18 protein-coding genes and 4 pseudogenes are annotated in these 17,156 nt (G+C 39.8%); 8 read left to right on the top strand and 14 right to left on the bottom strand.

Annotated elements, in window-relative coordinates; genetic code table 11:
- Positions 1-402: pseudogene (locus FD46_RS00890) on the bottom strand (transposase); the annotation flags it as partial.
- A 468-nt stretch (positions 403-870) separates the two neighbouring features.
- Between FD46_RS00890 and FD46_RS00885 the strand changes: the two are divergent.
- Positions 871-2,025 (top strand): cation:proton antiporter, encoded by a 1,155-nt coding sequence (locus FD46_RS00885; RefSeq protein WP_035462971.1) that lies wholly within the window; start codon positions 871-873, stop codon positions 2,023-2,025.
- A gap of 122 nt (positions 2,026-2,147) precedes the next feature.
- Positions 2,148-3,716: a ClC family H(+)/Cl(-) exchange transporter gene (locus tag FD46_RS00880; protein WP_057895303.1), complete on the top strand. Its 1,569-nt coding sequence runs from the start codon at positions 2,148-2,150 to the stop codon at positions 3,714-3,716.
- Between the two features lie 238 nt (positions 3,717-3,954).
- On the opposite strand, the gene FD46_RS10140 is transcribed toward FD46_RS00880, so the two are convergent.
- Positions 3,955-4,017 carry a putative holin-like toxin gene (locus tag FD46_RS10140; RefSeq protein WP_222843308.1) on the bottom strand — a complete coding sequence of 21 codons (63 nt, stop codon included), beginning with the start codon at positions 4,015-4,017 and terminating at the stop codon, positions 3,955-3,957.
- Between the two features lie 489 nt (positions 4,018-4,506).
- On the opposite strand from FD46_RS10140, the pseudogene FD46_RS00875 reads away from it, so the two are divergent.
- Positions 4,507-4,773 (top strand): annotated as a pseudogene (locus tag FD46_RS00875) (recombinase family protein); the annotation flags it as partial.
- A gap of 8 nt (positions 4,774-4,781) precedes the next feature.
- Here the strand turns inward: FD46_RS00875 and FD46_RS10135 are convergent.
- The 12 genes and pseudogenes from FD46_RS10135 to FD46_RS10120 form a co-directional block, all read right to left on the bottom strand.
- A protein-coding gene (locus FD46_RS10135) for an IS5 family transposase (RefSeq protein WP_094515910.1) occupies positions 4,782-5,569 on the bottom strand; the annotation gives its coding sequence in 2 pieces (ribosomal slippage) (positions 4,782-5,302 and positions 5,302-5,569; 789 coding nt in all).
- Between the two features lie 389 nt (positions 5,570-5,958).
- Positions 5,959-6,507, bottom strand: a complete 549-nt coding sequence (gene hxlB / locus FD46_RS00860) for a 6-phospho-3-hexuloisomerase (protein WP_057895302.1) — start codon at positions 6,505-6,507, stop codon at positions 5,959-5,961.
- Entirely contained in the window at positions 6,494-7,165 is a 672-nt protein-coding gene (locus tag FD46_RS00855) for a ribulose-phosphate 3-epimerase (protein ID WP_019900951.1), read from the bottom strand. Before FD46_RS00855 ends, hxlB begins: the two co-directional genes overlap by 14 nt.
- The gene (locus tag FD46_RS00850) at positions 7,158-7,763 is read right to left on the bottom strand and encodes a KpsF/GutQ family sugar-phosphate isomerase (protein WP_057895301.1); all 606 of its coding nucleotides are present in this window, start codon (positions 7,761-7,763) and stop codon (positions 7,158-7,160) included. The genes FD46_RS00855 and FD46_RS00850 overlap by 8 nt, the downstream gene beginning before the upstream one ends.
- Positions 7,763-8,284, bottom strand: a complete 522-nt coding sequence (locus FD46_RS00845; RefSeq protein ID WP_019900945.1) for a YjbQ family protein — start codon at positions 8,282-8,284, stop codon at positions 7,763-7,765. The genes FD46_RS00850 and FD46_RS00845 overlap by 1 nt, the downstream gene beginning before the upstream one ends.
- Positions 8,285-8,295: 11 nt before the next feature.
- Positions 8,296-8,586 carry a PTS sugar transporter subunit IIB gene (locus FD46_RS00840; RefSeq protein WP_057895300.1) on the bottom strand — a complete coding sequence of 97 codons (291 nt, stop codon included), beginning with the start codon at positions 8,584-8,586 and terminating at the stop codon, positions 8,296-8,298.
- 2 nt (positions 8,587-8,588) lie between these two features.
- Complete coding sequence (locus tag FD46_RS00835; RefSeq protein ID WP_057895299.1) at positions 8,589-9,935, bottom strand: PTS galactitol transporter subunit IIC; 1,347 nt, start codon at positions 9,933-9,935, stop codon at positions 8,589-8,591.
- Between the two features lie 22 nt (positions 9,936-9,957).
- On the bottom strand, positions 9,958-10,413 hold the full coding sequence (locus FD46_RS00830; RefSeq protein WP_057895298.1) for a PTS sugar transporter subunit IIA: 456 nt from the start codon (positions 10,411-10,413) through the stop codon (positions 9,958-9,960).
- Between the two features lie 18 nt (positions 10,414-10,431).
- Complete coding sequence (locus FD46_RS00825) at positions 10,432-12,021, bottom strand: BglG family transcription antiterminator (protein ID WP_235805520.1); 1,590 nt, start codon at positions 12,019-12,021, stop codon at positions 10,432-10,434.
- A 15-nt stretch (positions 12,022-12,036) separates the two neighbouring features.
- Positions 12,037-12,363 (bottom strand): HTH domain-containing protein, encoded by a 327-nt coding sequence (locus tag FD46_RS10490; protein ID WP_235805519.1) that lies wholly within the window; start codon positions 12,361-12,363, stop codon positions 12,037-12,039.
- Positions 12,364-12,487: 124 nt separating this feature from the next.
- Positions 12,488-12,670: pseudogene (locus FD46_RS00820) on the bottom strand (BRCT domain-containing protein); the annotation flags it as partial.
- Between the two features lie 5 nt (positions 12,671-12,675).
- A pseudogene (locus FD46_RS10120) lies at positions 12,676-12,951 on the bottom strand (recombinase family protein); the annotation flags it as partial.
- A gap of 129 nt (positions 12,952-13,080) precedes the next feature.
- Here FD46_RS10120 and FD46_RS00815 point away from each other — a divergent pair.
- The 5 genes from FD46_RS00815 (at position 13,081) to FD46_RS00795 (ending at position 16,897) form a co-directional block, all read left to right on the top strand.
- A complete protein-coding gene (locus FD46_RS00815) occupies positions 13,081-13,662 on the top strand; it encodes a recombinase family protein (RefSeq protein WP_002824587.1) in 582 nt (193 codons plus the stop codon).
- Positions 13,663-13,775: 113 nt separating this feature from the next.
- The gene (locus FD46_RS00810; RefSeq protein ID WP_002824588.1) at positions 13,776-14,567 is read left to right on the top strand and encodes a ParA family protein; all 792 of its coding nucleotides are present in this window, start codon (positions 13,776-13,778) and stop codon (positions 14,565-14,567) included.
- Positions 14,568-14,638: 71 nt separating this feature from the next.
- Complete coding sequence (locus tag FD46_RS00805; protein ID WP_002824589.1) at positions 14,639-14,878, top strand: ribbon-helix-helix domain-containing protein; 240 nt, start codon at positions 14,639-14,641, stop codon at positions 14,876-14,878.
- Between the two features lie 25 nt (positions 14,879-14,903).
- Complete coding sequence (locus FD46_RS00800) at positions 14,904-15,284, top strand: hypothetical protein (protein ID WP_057895297.1); 381 nt, start codon at positions 14,904-14,906, stop codon at positions 15,282-15,284.
- Positions 15,285-15,790: 506 nt separating this feature from the next.
- A complete protein-coding gene (locus FD46_RS00795; protein WP_002824591.1) occupies positions 15,791-16,897 on the top strand; it encodes a replication initiator protein A in 1,107 nt (368 codons plus the stop codon).
- Positions 16,898-17,156 lie beyond the last annotated feature (259 nt).

Raw genomic sequence — 17,156 nt, 5'->3', positions numbered from 1 at the left:
GATAGGAGGCGTTCATGTCCATGATGACGCGTTGAACCGCGGCCCGTTCTGCGGTGTTTTTGACGCTCTGAGCGTCAACGATAATAAAGGAAGTTAAAGCTGAACGTCCTTGGTAAGTTCGCCGAGCAATGACAATTTTTTTAAAACTTGTTCCAATAAAGAATCAGCCGTAGGCTCAGCTTTAGTTGACCAAATTTTGTAATAGTTGTAAACTGACCGCCATTCTGGAAAATCACCGGGGACTTGACGCCATTGGCAACCGGTTTTCAAGACATATAGGACCGCACAGAAGACCTCGTAGAGGTCATATTTTCGAGGCTTAGTTCGCTTACGAAAATTTTCTAAAGCTGGTCGAATTAATTCAAATTGTTGCCGAGTAATATTGCTGGGATAATTTTTCATAGCTTAAACTCGCTTTTTACATAGAAGTATATCAAAAATCATAGATCTTGGACAGCTTCTAAGGTTCATCATAGAAAAGAAGAATTACACCAGCCTCAAACAAGAAATCAATGATGTTTTGGTCGCTGCTAGTTTGGATTCCTTGGACCTGATAATATACCTACGGTGTCTTTTTAGCTCGGTTATGTATCCAGCATGATTTATAGCTGGAGAAAACGATCCAGATATTTAAAATAGATAAAGAAAATTCAGAAATCACTTTTAAAGTTGGCGGTGTCTGTGTTTCGAATAAGTAACTAAATGTGACAACTTATCGTTACTTGAATATTTTTGATTAGTTTGCTAGCATATAAGAAGTATTATTAAAACATGAATAAATAAATCAGTTGACGTAAGCTCAAGGTGTTCTCTTTCAGGGGTGTGTAAGAGGTATCTGGGTTTACGTTTTTTGTATGAGGAGGTTTTTGTTTGGAATTTTTAGGTACCTTGGTGATCATCTTGATTACAACTAGTCTATTTGGCCATCTAGCCTCTAGGGTTGGTATCCCAGCAGTGATCGGTCAATTATTTGTTGGAATTATTCTTGGCCCTGCGTTGTTGAATTGGGTTCACGCCAATGATTTCATCCATATTTTTTCAGAGATTGGGGTTATCATCTTAATGTTTATCGCCGGACTTGAGAGTGATCTTACATTGCTTAAAAAATATTTGCGTCCTAGCATAATTGTCGCGTTGTTAGGAGTTTTGATTCCGATGGTACTGATCTATCCAGTTGGTATTGTTTTTGGCTTGACACAATTTGAAAGCTTGTTTTTGAGCGTTATTTTTGCCGCAACGTCGGTTTCAATTTCAGTTGCTGTCATGAAAGAACTAAATTTACTTGATAGTAAGAGCGGTTCAACAGTCCTCGGTGCCGCGGTGGTTGACGATGTGCTAGCTGTCGTTTTACTTAGCATTATGGTCAGTTTAATAGGTACAAAGGCTGGTACGGATACCCAGATACCGCTAGCTCTGACTTTTTTAGAGCAGCTAATTTACTTTGCCGCAATTTATTTCGTGATGCGTTTTATCGCCCCTCTCCTCGCTAAACTAGGCACCAAATTATTGAATCCAGTGGGACCTACTATAATGGCGATGATTTTGTGTTTTGGTATGGCATATATTGCAGATCTGATTGGACTGAGTGCAGTGATTGGGGCCTTTTTTGCAGGAATTGCGATTGCACAAACTCATGTAGCTCATGAAGTTGATCAAAGTATCGAACCAATCGGTTATGCGATTTTCATTCCTGTATTCTTCGTTTCAATTGGTTTAAATATGTCACTAGCTGGCATAGAACACGATTTGTTATTAATTATCGTATTGACGATTGTGGCAACACTGACAAAACTATTAGGAGCGGGAAGTGGGGCTAAATGGGCCGGATTCAGTTCGAATGAAGCTTACCTCGTTGGTGCGGGGATGGTCTCGCGTGGGGAAATGGCCTTGATTATCGCTCAAATAGGCTACCAATCCAAACTAATCAGTGATGATTACTATTCGGCAATTATCACTGCCATTATCCTAACAACGTTATTAGCACCATTACTACTCAAACATGCGGCTCGTCATATAAACTACTAAAACATCTTAGCGGTATGACACCCCTTCTCTGTGAAAAATAACTACTAGATTTCATCGAGATATTGCCTAGTTTAATTAAGCACTAAATTATATAATATTGGTTATAATGGAGGATTAGTTATTTGATACAGCTTGTAAAAGAAAAATTTGACGTTACTCGTTTGCGATTTGTTTTACTCGGCCTGCTTGTGGGTTTAATGAGTGGCACCGTTGTTAGCTTATTTCGCTATTGTATTGAGATAGGGCTGCACTATAGTCGATTGGTATATAGATACTTACGAATCGCGCCATTTGTTTGGTGGGAATGGGCATTGTTGATTGGCATCAACCTTGGTTTAGCTTTAATTGTGGCTCGACTTCTCAAGAGAGAACCTTATATCTCTGGTTCCGGAATTCCGCAAGTTGAAGGTCAATTGGCTGGCGAATTGGAAATGCACTGGTGGTCAATTCTTTGGCGAAAATTTATCGGTGGTATTCTGGCATTGGGACCTGGATTATTTCTCGGACGAGAAGGACCGTCGATTCAATTAGGTGCGTCAGTTGGTCAAGGTTTCGCTGCTGGGTTTAAGTTATCAGGAACTGATCGCCGACTGCTAATTGCATCAGGCGCCGCTGCTGGATTAGCAGCGGCGTTTAATGCTCCCATTGCTGGAACTCTATTTGTCTTAGAAGAGATTTACCATAATTTTTCACCGCTGGTTTGGTTAACAGCATTAGCCGGAGCAATTGGTTCAAATTTTATCTCGCTGAATGTTTTCGGACTTGTTCCCGTGTTACATTTAAATTATTCACGTAGTTTACCAGTATCAAATTATTGGCACTTAATTTTACTCGGCATTGTTTTGGGATTGTTTGGTTACTTATATCAACGGGTCTTGTTAGTTATGCCTCGGTGGTATCATCAACTGACACATTTGCCACGCCCAATACAAGGTATCGTACCATTTCTGCTGGTAATCTTAGTTGGTTACTTTTCGCCAAATTTACTCGGTGGTGGTAATGGATTAATTGTTGGATTTGGCCAGTATGTTCCACCTTTGTTTGTACTAATTGCAATTTTTATTATACGATTCGTCTTTTCAATGATTTCATATGGTTCCGGATTACCTGGCGGTATTTTTTTGCCGATTCTTTCTTTAGGTGCTGTGATTGGTGCGGTTTATGGCGTCTTAATGAATCAATTAGGATTATTATCGCATGTCTATATCATGAACCTAATCATTTTTTCCATGGCCGGTTACTTTGCTGGAATTGGAAAAGCTCCCTTCACAGCTATCTTGCTGGTAACAGAAATGGTTGGCAATTTAACACATTTAATGCCATTAGCAGTCATATCGTTAACTGCTTACCTTGTTGTTGATTTATTAGGCGGTGCACCAATCTATGAAGCATTGCTTAAGCAGATGACAATGCCTAAAACTGTTCAGCAACTTCATCGACCTGATCATTTGGAAATACCGGTTTTCTTTGGCAGTCCCTTAAACGGCAAAATGGTCCGAGACATGCCATGGCCTAAAGAAGCACTGCTCATTGGAATCCGGCGTGGTGAACAAGAAGTGATTCCACATGGTGACACCTTGATTCATGAAGGTGATACGTTAGTACTGTTAACTGATACAACCCAACGAACCCGAGTTAAACAACGGATTAATGCATTATTAGCAACTTTAGAAAAAAAACACCGAGACTAAGTTAATAGGCAAATTGGTCTATCATAATAATAAATATTAGATTAAGTGGGTCCGTTGCCAGACATAAACATATTGGGAAACTATATACAAATACGGCGAAGTACGAAAAACGCTGAAAAAGAAAAAGGAAGTCCCACGTGAACAGGACTTCCCGTGTAGAGCCGTTAAAGACGGTGGCAGATATTAAAACAACACTAGTTCGCCCCATAACCGGTCAAAGTTATGTGGGGCGGCTTTTTCATTTGTGGTGTTTGTCGATATAGCTGAGTAGCGCGATTAAAAACGTGCCAAACAGCAACATCAACGAGAGTGTCTGAAAGACGCTCATTGACTGTGAAGCCTTCCTGAAGATTATTCCATGTTCCCATGAGCCTCACCTCGCAAGGGAAAAGACAATCATTGCCATTAAAGCTTCTTGCTTAATCTATTATACAGGGAAATGGGGATAGAATAGTGTCTATGCATAATCAGCTTTCTTTAATCTTCGAGCCATAAATAGCCAAGCTATTAACGAAAACAACAGGACTATAAATACCGTGATGTAACTCGTGTTTCCGTGATAAGTTAAAGATTCGATCCAAAAAAAATTAAGACAACTAGGATATTCACGAGAAACCTTGTTTCCAGATGAAAAAACATTTGATGGTAAATACAGGGAAACGATAAATTCAATTAATAATTCGCACTAAGCTTAAAGGCCACTAGGGTATACCCTAGTGGCCTTTTTTATTTCTGTGCTATACTAAGAATTACAAATGTTCATTAGAACTGTCCAAAAGGAGAGCTGGAAATGGCTAAAATCGGTTATGCGCGCGTGAGTTCCAAGGAGCAACATTTAGATCGACAGTTGGCGGCTTTAAAAGGTGTTGATAAATTGTTTACGGATAAATTAAGTGGGGCTAACACGAATCGGCCAGAACTGCAAAAAATGCTGGCCTATATTCGTGAGGGTGATATTGTCCTGGTCACTGAATTAGATCGCTTAGGCAGAAACAACCAGGATTTAACTAAGATCATGAACACCATTCAGAATAAAGGGGCCACCCTAGATGTGTTAGAACCTGTCTAGTATCTTTTAAGAACTATCTTCAGGAAGGCCAATACAACCATTTGAAGACTGCTGTTAAGGGCACGTTCACAGTTTTTCCAAAGTCGCCGACATTTGTCTAGCCAACTCCATGAACGTTCAACGATCCATCGTTGCGGTAACACCGTGAACATATGCAACTCGTTGCGTTTAGCTACCGTCGTCTTAGCATTCAAAATGAGCTTCACCTGATCCGCAAAGTCATTGCCAGTGTAGCCACCATCAACCATGACATGCTGAACCAGCTCTAAATTTTGGCTAGCCAAACTAAACATAGCCAATGCACCTGAACGATCTGATACATTAGCTCGTGTCACGAGAATGGCTTGTGGTAAACCATTAATATCAACCGCCATATGACGCTTAATCCCTGAAATCTTTTTGCCGCCATCGTAGCCACTATTTTTCGTTAAATCAGTGGTTTTAACACTTTGAGCATCAACAATCACAAACGATGTTCGGGCCGATCGGCCCTGTGCAAAGCGATAGGAAGCAACAGTTTTTTTAAAAGCCTTTCTAATAGCGAATCAGCTGTCGGGTCTGGTTTATCTCGCCACATATCGTAATAGCGGTAGACGGTATGCCATTCCGGGAAATCGTGCGGTAATTCACGCCATTGACACCCTGTAGTAAGCGAGTAAAGGATGGCATTGAATACGTCATAAAGATCATAACGACGCGGTCTTGTATGCTTACGGAAGTTTTCTAAATCAGGTTGTATTAACGCAAATTGCGCTCGAGAAATATTGCTTGGATAATCTGGCATGACAAACTCCTCAGTCGGTTTTCCACAATTCTACCAGATTCAGCAGATACTAGACAGGTTCTTAGCCAGTTTGAGGTGACCCGAAGCATGCCTTGACCGGGAACGCCATATGATAACTCACCGATGGAATGGTGGTGGAACAAGTTCGAACTCCGATTGATGGCTCGCCACCCGATGGCGAAAACATCTAAGGGACTGGTGGAAGCTGGCATCTACTACTTCAACTATCACAATTGTTCGAACCAAAGAAATGGCCTCACCCCCAGCAGAGTACTGGGGTGAAACCATTTAGAAACAACCAAAGCTTTTTATTATTTCATCTGCCAACTTGACAGGGCCGACCGCAAAACCTCTCTAAGGGCTCTTTACATTCCTAACAGGCTATCTCTTTACTCAATATTTGCATGGTGAGCTTCCATAAAAGTTTCACTCCTGTTCAGTCGTTCTTGAAGGCAAAGTACGCAGGCTTCAAAAAGGATTAAACAACTTTGTTCAAAAAGTGCACCCATGGGTTGATGAGACTGTTTATGAGCTGTTCTCTTCGTATCGGTCTTGATAAGAACAGCTGTTTGAACCAAGTCTACCAATGATGATTTCTCGGCTGTGGTTACGAGTACCATATCAGCATCTGCGGTTAATGCCGTCCTTGCCGCTTCCAATAGAGAAGGAGAGTTACCTGATCCGGACACAATCAATAGGAGATCCCCCTTGTTAATGGGCGGGCAGGTGATTTCACCCACAATGTGCACCTTAAGTCCCAACTGTAGTAAGCGATTGCCAAACATGGCGACTACCAGGCCTGAACGGCCGTGCCCAGTGATAAAAATAGTTGTAGCATGCATTAGTTCAGTTAGTAAGCGCTCAACTTGATTCGAATCAACAGTTTGCTTATCTATTTCCTTTAACACAACGGATCTGGCAGCATCAATCGTGTACATAGTCAGCGATCCTTTCCTGCAATTTCGCAATATTTGATTTCGGATCACTTACTTTGGTCAAGTAACTACCAGAAACGAACTCGTTAGCTCCAGCTTTAAGCATTGTTCCAATAGTATCAGCGGTTATGCCCCCGTCTACTTCGATCACAAAATGTGCTTTGTGCGTAGCCCGATATTGAGACAGCCAAGTCACCTTCTGTTTCATTTCGGTCAGAAACCCATTTGAATGACGGCCGGGACTGATTGTCATCACTAAAACGCGATCCAAACGTGGTAAAAGTTCAGTTAATAGTTCGGGTGAATCACCAGGATTTAGGGCAACGCCAGCTTGAATCCCAGTATGTTGAATGGTTTCAATCAGATTGAAGCTATCGACTATGCTATTGTGGTGAAAGGTAACACTGGATGCGCCAGCCTCAATAACCAGTTTACTGACAGCTTCAGGATCAGATACCATTAAATGAAGATCCAAGTTGAACTTCGTGTGATCGTGGAGCCAGGCAACAAGCCTATCGTTTAAACCTAGACTTGGGACATAGTGTGAATCCATAACGTCTACGTGTAACGCTTTAATCCCGGTTGTTTCAAAGGTGGTTAACATGCTCATAAACTTGTCTGGGGTGATATCAAGAATGGACGGTAAGATTTGTTTAGTCATGGGTGTCCTCCCTGAGTCTTTCACCTACTGCTCCCGAAGGATGGTTGACGAGAAAATGTTGCTCAGTAAAATGTTCAATTTGCATCAAGCCCACAGCAACAACATCAAACAGAGTGATTACCGCCAGAATACTGATCGTGGCCAACATATTGAATTTGTCTAACTCGCGAGTTGTTTTGGCCATGACGACTAGATCAGCGCCTTTACCCAAGACGGACTTAGGATCTTCGGAGATGGTTACAATCTGCACATGTTTTTCTTTAAGATTGGGTAAGAACGAAGTCAGCTCTTTAGTGTTTCCACCTTTTGAAATGAAGATCACTACGTCACCTACATTCACAGCACCTAGGGCACCATGAACAGCATCTGATGGATTTAAGAAGAAGGCCGGTATGTCCACAACACGTAAGGTGTGAACTGCCTTTTTAGCTGCCATCGCTGAAGTTCCGCAACCTGTCAGAAAAATATTACCCTTACAATTTGCCATCAAATCAATTAGCCTTTGAACTGGTTCGGTGTCGATTGAAGTTGCGAGCTTTTCGATCTCTTCACCTTCGATGCGAAAAAGTGAACGGATTTGCTTTTCGTCAATTGACATTACTTGTCATCTCCCACCAAAATGATGTTGACTATTCGATTTCGTTCACGGGTTTGATCAAAATCAACAAAGTAAATTGAACCTACGGACCCATTCATCAAACGGCCATCTTTGATGCCAAGCGTGACATTTGATCCCAATAGATCAGCCCGAATATGCGCATCGGTATTTAACATGCTCCACTTTTCTGCTGGATAGTTAGGATCCGTCTTTTTCATTCCATAGGCAATGTGCTTTGGACCTGGACTGAGATAAGGAAAGTTCTCAGTGGTTTGTCGAGGAACGAGTCGGTCTAACAGATGATCAATATCAACTGTCAGGTAATCATCACCGTAATAGTTGGTGTCATGCATGTACTCATCGAAGTACACCGAACAAGTGGTGTGAGCGGTCTGCACTAAGCAAAGACCATTCTTGATGTTGCTTTCTTTAATAGCTGACATGACTTGATCCGTGAGTCGATGGTAGGAGGGCCGTCCCTGTACAGTGTGTATCTTAATGTCTTTAAAAAAAGTGCTCACAATGGTGCCTCCTATTCCTCAATTTCTTTTTTGATTTCGTCATAGACCTTGTCTGAGCCTATACCAGTCAACAAGGCTACACCATTGATTATCTTTGATTTGATATTATCAGGGACTACGGTTGTGCTGACAACAATGTCATAACGATCGTTCTTAATATTATCGATTTCATCACCAACTGCCGATTGTTTGATCGTTACCTTGTTTGAGAGGCCTTGTGCTTTCAACCAGTCTTCCACTTTTGCCCGGACTACCGTTGAAGTTGCATGGCCAGCGCCACACATAATTAACATCTTTTTCATTATCAACCCACTTCTTTCTCTTTTTGATTGTATTTCTTCACAACGTTCAGATAGTACAGAAGTCCTAACATAACAAGGGTGACAGCTATAATTCCGAAAATGCTCATAGCTTTTGAGGCCCAAACCATTAACGCATTTGGCCACAAACCTGCTGAAACGAATGAAACCGTCCCTTTATTGCCAATATTGTAATTCGCCAATTTGAATGCCTTAGTAACAAGTGGGGCTAACCAAGTCGAAAGATACAACATTGGGACTGTATAAATAGCGCCCCCGATCAAGGAACGAATGATATTGCCCTTAAAACCTGCAACCAAAATGGTAAAGACAAAGACAAACAGCGGAAGATCACCAAATGGCAAAACTTTGTTACCAGGCAAGACCACGGACAGAAATAGGGCTACTGGGATCATCAAAAAACTAGTGGCTGCAACGGAAGGATGACCAACTGTTAAAGCGGCATCCATTCCAATGTTGACAATCTTGCCATGCAAGTGCTTCTGTGTGAACGCCTGAGTTGCTTCAGCAATCGGAGTTAAGGCTTCCATAAACATAGAGATCATCTTTGGCAACAGTTTTAGTACCGCTGCCATTTCCATAGCTAACTGTGAGGTCTTTGTGATATCATAACCGGCGAGGATTCCGATGCCAATCCCAATAATAAGGCCGATTACAATCGGTTCACCTAAGATACCGAAGCGTTTTTCGATCGTTTCGGGAGATGCATCGATCTTGTTAAACCCAGGAATTCGATCAAATAACCAGTTTAATGGCCAAGCCAGCAATATGGGCGACAAGGCCATCAAGTGGGTAATGGAGATGCCTGGCAACCCGAAGAATTTACTGGTCATTGGTTGAGTCAGATCAGCTAGGAACAGTTGCATTAAGAAGGCTGGGATCATTGCAATGACGCCATATAGATAGTTTCCAGTTGCGCCCCAAACGAGTAGTCCAATGAATGTAGGTTGCCACAGATTCCAAACGTCAATGTTGAGAGTCTTGGTCATTCCCACCCAGATAAGCAAGAGATTCAATCCAAAGGTAATTGGAATGGCCAATACGCCGAGAGTGGATGAAAAAGCCAGTGGGCCTCCGGGACCAGAGCCTAAATCAATGATACTGAGGTTTAGACCATACCGCGAAACCATGAGTTTAATGGCTGGCCCAAGCGATGTCTGCAACAAATTTACAACCAAATTCAGACCGATAAACCCGATCCCAATCGTAATTCCTGAAATAAATGCTTTTGAAGGCTTTAAACGGACACACAATCCCAAAACAAAGATAATAACGGGGATAAAGACCGTTGAGCCAAGATTGATAAACCAGTAAATGGCTTCTGCAATCATAATTTTTCCTCCTCAGAAAACCCTAAATAATTTTATTTGTGTTTAAAATATCAATGACCTGTTTCTTGGTATCACTTTGATTAAGCTGCTGGAGCGTTTTCTGATCTTGAAACATGTTCATCAAATTGCTTAACAACGCCGTTTGTTCATGTGGTGAGCTCATGGCAATCATGAACACCAAGGAAACAGCGACATTTTGTTCAAGATCCACCATGTTCTTGAAAATGATTGGCTTGGCTAAGGAAGCAAAAGCAATTTGGGATTTTTTGACGTAAATCGAATCCGTGTGTGGTATCGCCACCCCAATCGAACTGGCAGCTAAGCCGGTCGGATACTTTCCTTCCCGCGCCAAGACATGGGACAAAAACTTTTCAGTAACCAAGTCCTTAGCTTCTAATTGATGCGCTAATTTGGTTATGATTGTGGTTGCATCTGGTGCATCAGAATGCAATGTCATAATTTCTTCATTGAAAAACATCTAACTCTTCCCTTCGATTCATTGATTGATCAATTTTAGAAATTGATCGGTGGAATGTAGTCCAACAATCATTTGGACCATCTGTTTAGTTTGCACGAGTCGGTAGATATCCATCACCAAATCCCGATAGATCTTAACCTGTGCATCTGGTACACAAGCGAGGACCACGATTGAAACCGGAACCGAATTCCAGTGAACTGGTTTTTGTAAGATCAAGAAGACAACTCCAAGGGAACGAACAGAAGTTGGAGCGGCATGTGGTAAAGCTGCTCCACTGTCCAACTCGGTGCTACCAAGACGTTCACGCCGAAAGATTGAGGATCTAAATTCTGGTTTAACCTTCCCCATGGCTTCTAGTTGACTAACAAGAAAATCCAATGCGGCCTGTTTGTCTGCAATCTTGTCCTTCCAAAAGATCAGGTGAGCATCAACGTTCTGTTGTAAGACAGGAAAGTGGATCGTCTCCTGACTGCTTTGCGGTTTAATAAGGGCGTTAGCATATGCCTGCATTAACTTAGTTTGATCATTAGAATCAAAGAGCGGTGAAATTCCTACAAAAGGAACTGGTGTAATCAAGCTCTTCAAATTCACACCGATGATGAGGCCAATACCGGTTAAGTCAATGCGATGGAAGTTACCTAAACTCGTGGTTAAATACTTTGTATTTCGAGGTAATAGCATTCTGATCTGAGACTTAACATAATCCCTGAGTTGCCCATGTTGATTAAAGACGATCAAGACACTTCGACTGGTAACGACTTGGTTAATGGCAATATGAAAATATATCGTGACAAAGGAAACCTCATCGTCATTCAACTCTATATGAAACCGATCCTCTAAAAAGGACATTGTGTACCAAGTCATCCCAAACAGTTCGGGATATTGTGCTTTGATATCACCTAATAAGGGATTGCGCACGATTAGGCCTTTTTGAAGTCTTAATACCATGGCGGGAAGATGAAACATCAGCTGTTGTTGTAATAACTTGCGCCCCGGAAGTTTAATTTCCTGTAAGGATTCCATGCGTGCAATCAATTCTTTTACGGTAGCCCGCCATTCTGGGATGATACCGTTGCTAATTGGGCCGATCCGATAAGCGGAAAGGTTACGTGCCAACCAATCTAAATCCCATTTTGTGAAGGTTATATTGAGCAGTTGGGACAATGTTTTTAATAAGTGTGCAGCAACTGAAGTTGAATCTCCTGATAAATAGTCGTCATCTGGGTCTTGAAGGGTTCTAATCTGCACATGATACCCTAAGGCAGCACGTGTTGTCTGAACTAACGTGATGATTTGTAGAGCGAAGCGATAATAAGCTGGGACATTTTCAAACCATTCTATTTGATTCTCAACAAAATAGTTTCTTAGGACTTTCACCACATTGGGTTCGAAAAACTGTTCCAAATATTGACTAGAACTAAGGCGTTTTTCATCAGCACCAGTCACGACAAACGTGGTCACTGCGGTTTGGCGCTGCTCTTCATTACCATTAAACTGAAGTTCGTACCCGTTGGATTCGATCCCTGAGTTATCAATGGCAATCGTGTCGTTAATGGAGGCAATATCGTTTAGAATAGACGCTTTGCTGACTAACCAATGGTCGGACAATTCCTTGAGGGTTTGCTACTTGTTCTGAAGAATAATTGCCTTGACCATCGCGGCCCGTCTTTGTGTCGGTGATATACCAATGACCCCTGGTTGTTCTTGCTGCATATCTTTTAAAGTAGCCATTGCTTTTACTTTAGCTTGGTCATGTCCGTTAACTTTGATTCCAACACGGGGTCTCTTCTTGATCTGAACGTTAAATCCAGTTATCGCGTCCGTAAGAACAGCAATATCTTTGTAAATGGTTTTGCTTGAGACATTGTATTGTTGAGCGAGAACCTTTGCGGGAGCATAGTCTTTTTCCCCGCAAAGATAATTAAACAAGTCGACTTGTCTTTTATTCATTTCTATCACCCTCACGATTTAAGTTATCACGAAACCGATATGAATGCGATTACATTAAAGGTCACTTGATTGTGGAACATTGTTTGAAGGTACATACAAGGATATTTGTGAGATTAGCTAGTTATTGAGTGGTAAGTAGTTGATCATAGGGTTTGCTAATAATACCAACCACAAGGATATCGACATTTTTGTCAATCCCGTTGACAGGTTTTGCTCCTAGAATAGTTGCTAACTGTTGTGCCTGGAAACGACGAAAAGATCGCAAACGGCCTGTAAAGAGAATTCGTTTGCCCCTTAAATCTATCATGATGTTTACCTCTCACTACGGGGAACATTTGCTAGATCTTCTGCCTGATACTTTTCGATGCGATATAAGGTTACTGGTGCAATACCTAACATGCGGGCAATTTGTCGCTTGGTCAGAGTTTCATCTCCGTCTTTCTTCCTATTTAAAAGGCGACAGGCTTCTTTATAAATATAGCGTTTTTGACGATTAGGTGAATGAGGACCATATTCGCGAATTTTGCCTTTATATTTGCCCTGGCGTTTGGCAATTTCTATGCCTTGTTGTTGCCGTATCTTAACAGTTGTGTCGCTTTTTTTTGTGCCTTATAATTAAAGGCGTTAGAGGGCGTCATAACTTACCGTCATAAAGCATTAGCTTTTTTTGCTATAAAATCCCCTAATTTAATAAAAAATGGAAATGGAGAGATTAAGATGAAATATGGTTATGCTCGAGTTAGCACCACCGATCAGAAATTAGAGAATCAAATAGAACTCTTGAAAAATGCAGGCGCTCAAAAAATTTATCAAGAAAAGTTTACTGGTACAACTACTGACCGGCCAGAATTTAGTCAATTATTAAAACAACTCAAACCAGGTGATACCTTAATTGTCACAAAGCTAGATCGCTTTGCACGAAATACAAGAGAAGCCTTAGATATAATTCAAGACCTCTTTAAACGTGATATTAAAGTTAATATTCTCAACATGGGAATAATTGACAATACGCCCACAGGACAACTTATATTTACAATTTTTAGCGCCTTTGCGCAATTTGAACGAGATATGATTGTGACAAGAACACATGAGGGAAAAGAATATGCCAAAAGGAACGACCCTTATTTTCATGAGGGACGCCCACAAACCTACACAGATGAACAAATAAGGTTTGCTTATGAATTGCGTCAGCAAGGCATGACTTACAAGATGATTGCGCGTAAAACTGGTATTAGTGAGCGAACACAGCAAAGACGATTTAAAGAACAGCTTAAAAATAAGAGTTCTGAACAGCTATAATTATATTTACAAATATAAAGTATACGTGTTACTTGTAAATGTAACTGTTGTATGTTATTATACTTATGAGGATATTTATTAAACATACTTAGTATGTATAAGGAGGAATACTAATGGAAATTATCACATTTTCAGCTATAAAAGGTGGCGTTGGTAAAACTACCCTAGCTTTTAATTACGGTGAATGGTTAGCAAAAAATGGCAAGCATGTTTTATTTATTGACTTAGACCACCAAAGTAATTTAACCCAGACTTACAACATTTACGATAATCAAGACACCGTTGGTAATATTTTCTTAGATCGAGGAAAAGTCAAAATACATGAAATAAGTGATTATATTAGTCTGATTGCAGGAGATATGCACCTTGACGATATTGAGCGTGACATTGAAAATAAGACTAACAAAAACATGTTCCTCTACATGTGGTTATCAGATAATTATGAACGCTTAAATTTAGGAAAATTCGAATACATCATTTTAGATTGTCACCCAGATTTTTCTACTGCTACTAAAAATGCAGTAATCATCAGTAATGCTATTCTTAGCCCAATCACACCTAGCGAACATGGGTACAATGCAAAGTTCAACCTAGAAGAAAGAATTAACGAGTTACGCAAAGAAGCCATTGATTACTCTACTAGAAAATCTTATGTCACTGCCAAATTATTTTTTATCGCAAACATGATTAAGCACAATACAAGATCATCTCATGAGTTATTAGAAGCTTTAAAAGATGATCCCAATGTATTGGCAATAGTTCCAGAAAAAGAGCTATTCAATCGTTCAACGTTGGATAAAAAATCTCTTTCAAAAATGGCAGAAGAACGCAAAACATATATTAGCCAACACGAATTTTTTGATAGCATGGACCAAACGTTCAATGAAATCACAGAAAAATTATAAATAGTGGATATACGTATTAATCATATGTATACTTAATGTGTATACATACCAATTATAAAGGAGAGTTTCTTATGGCATTCAATCCAGAAAATAAAAATATCAAAAAAGCACTACAAAAAAATGAACCAGGGCAACCAACCGAACCTAAAGACAAGCTTATTATTCCTGTTTATAATGATGAAAATGAACGTACTAAAAACTATACTTTTACACTTCAACCCAGCGTAAGAAAAAGACTTGACGGTTTGGCAAAAGAACATAATTTTAAGTCTGCTTCTAAATTTTTGAATGAGCTTATAAAAAATATGTGATGTTATTTATAAAGGAGGAGTTGATATGAAGTCGGAAGTGGTCAGTATCATGTTAAATGGCTGCACTACACTAATTTGGTTAATTCCAGCAGTAGGGATCATCAAAACTCACAAAATAGATGACCGCTTCTTTATCCGCCAGTGGTTATTTCCATTGCAATACTGGCTACAAGTATTGTTTGAAAAAATGAGCGGCAACCGTCGCATTGTCGTAAGAATTTTGCAAATTCTTTCGCCGCTTGTGACTTTTTACCTGTTAATTCCTTCTGCTTTGTTCTTAAAGCTTTTCAATGAATCATTTACTAAGCATTATGCAGCTTTATTTTTCTTAATGTATTATTTACTTTTTGCGGCTGTTGCTTACTGGTTTCAACCTAGATCTGGTAAAGTTTACCGGACAAAATAAAGGTTGTCGGCGGGTAAGCGCTATGCTAAACTGGAACTAATTTGACAATCGAATAAAAAATAATGCTAATAAAACAAAAAATCTCAACCCCAGTTGGGATTGAGAAATTTGCAATATTAGCAAGTAGCTAGCTAACAGCTACTTAGTTCAATCGGCTTAGACCGCCAAGTTAAAACCGATTGAATTTTATATCTTGTCTGTAGGGTAATTATACCGCAGAAAGCCCTCTTTGGGCAACCCATGAATACAAACAAGAATAAATGGACTAAGTAGCCGTTAAAAGCTATCTAGTCCATTTTTATTTGTTGTTGAAAATAAAAAAAGTTGCCAAGAAGGCAACCAAGCAATCCAACACATGCTAGTGAAATTACAAAGCCGATCACGACCAATGTTCGCTTCGTAATTCAGTTAGAGCATATCAGACTTGTATTTTAAATCAAGTCGAATGTTTTAGCAACTCTCTTTTGAGCAACATGTGTTGGAATCAAGAAAGGGAGTTTTTAATTATGAAAAAGCAAAAAAAAGAAACGCCAAATGAACATTTTGAATTTTACGAAAAAGATAATGTTTATGGAGCTTTATTTTTCCAGTTTCCGAAAGTTTTGCTATATGGAGAAAAATATAAGCGCCTAAGCAGTGACGCAAAACTCGCCTATATGGTTTTAAAAGACCGTTTAGAGTATTCACTAAGAAACAACTGGATCGATGAAGATAATCACGTTTACTTTATTTTTACGAATCAAGAATTGGTAAACTTATTTAACTGTTCGGAACACAAGGTCATTAAAGTAAAAACAGAATTAGAATCACTTGGATTGCTTTTTCAGAAACAAATGGGTTTTAACCCGAAAACTAAGAAGAACGAACCAAACCGTTTGTACCTGTCTAAGCTTGATGTAGAAGCTACCGATGTTTATTTAAGAGAAAAAAGCCAAGATAGTTCTCTAACCCCTGCTACAAGCGGAACTGAAAAAAGTGCAGTTCCGCGGAAGAACGCTGAAACCCCTGCTACAAGCGGAACTGAAAAAAGTGCAGTTCCACATAAGTCCGTTGAAAATAACGGTCAAAGCATTGCTACAAGCGGAACTGAAAAAAGTGCAGTTAATATAGATAAAGAACTTGGTTCTTTAGATACTTCTTTAGATACCTTTAAAGATACAGAAAAGCCTGATTTTTCATCAAGCAACTATTCATCAGCTCAACGTCAAAAACAAAACGAAGATCTAATAAAGAATGCACCAGAATATTTGGTTGAGCAAGGACAAGGAGCAGAAGTACCACTTGAAGCAGATACCATTAGACTATTAAGTTTATGGGTTAATACACCAAAACAAATGCACGACTATATCGGCATTATCTTTAATGCTAAAAAATACGCTCAAGAGGAAATCGAACGTCAACTTGGAAAACCAGTTACCATTATTCTTGATGAAGAAGAAGAATTACAGCATGATATAACGACTGCTTTACGTAGAGCATTTAATTCCCTTAGAAAGAAATTTGATAAGCACGAAAAAGTTAATAGTGTTGAAGATTATTTGTTTATAACAATGGTGAATACATTTCAATACTGGTATAACTCTGTTGCTAGCCAAAGACAGAACGTAGAATAAGCTCCTATGGGCGATTATAAATAGTTCTTAGTATAAATATACTAACTGGCTTTAAAATACGTCTATGAACGTTTTAGAGGCCTTATATTGGGTGCTGTTGCTAAAAGGGCAGCAAACAAAAATTCACAGTTTTTAAAGCCTTATTTAATTGAACTGATACTCAAAAGTTAGTATAATGTGAGTAGTAAATGAAAGAGGCGAGACAATCATGGCAGTTAAGGAAAAGAAACGGGTACAAGTCCAGATTGACAAAGACTTG

This window comes from Liquorilactobacillus oeni DSM 19972 (genome assembly GCF_001436275.1).
Lineage (GTDB): Bacteria > Bacillota > Bacilli > Lactobacillales > Lactobacillaceae > Liquorilactobacillus > Liquorilactobacillus oeni.
Note: the sequence above shows the minus strand (reverse complement) of the source record. Positions and strands in the feature narration are given on the sequence as shown.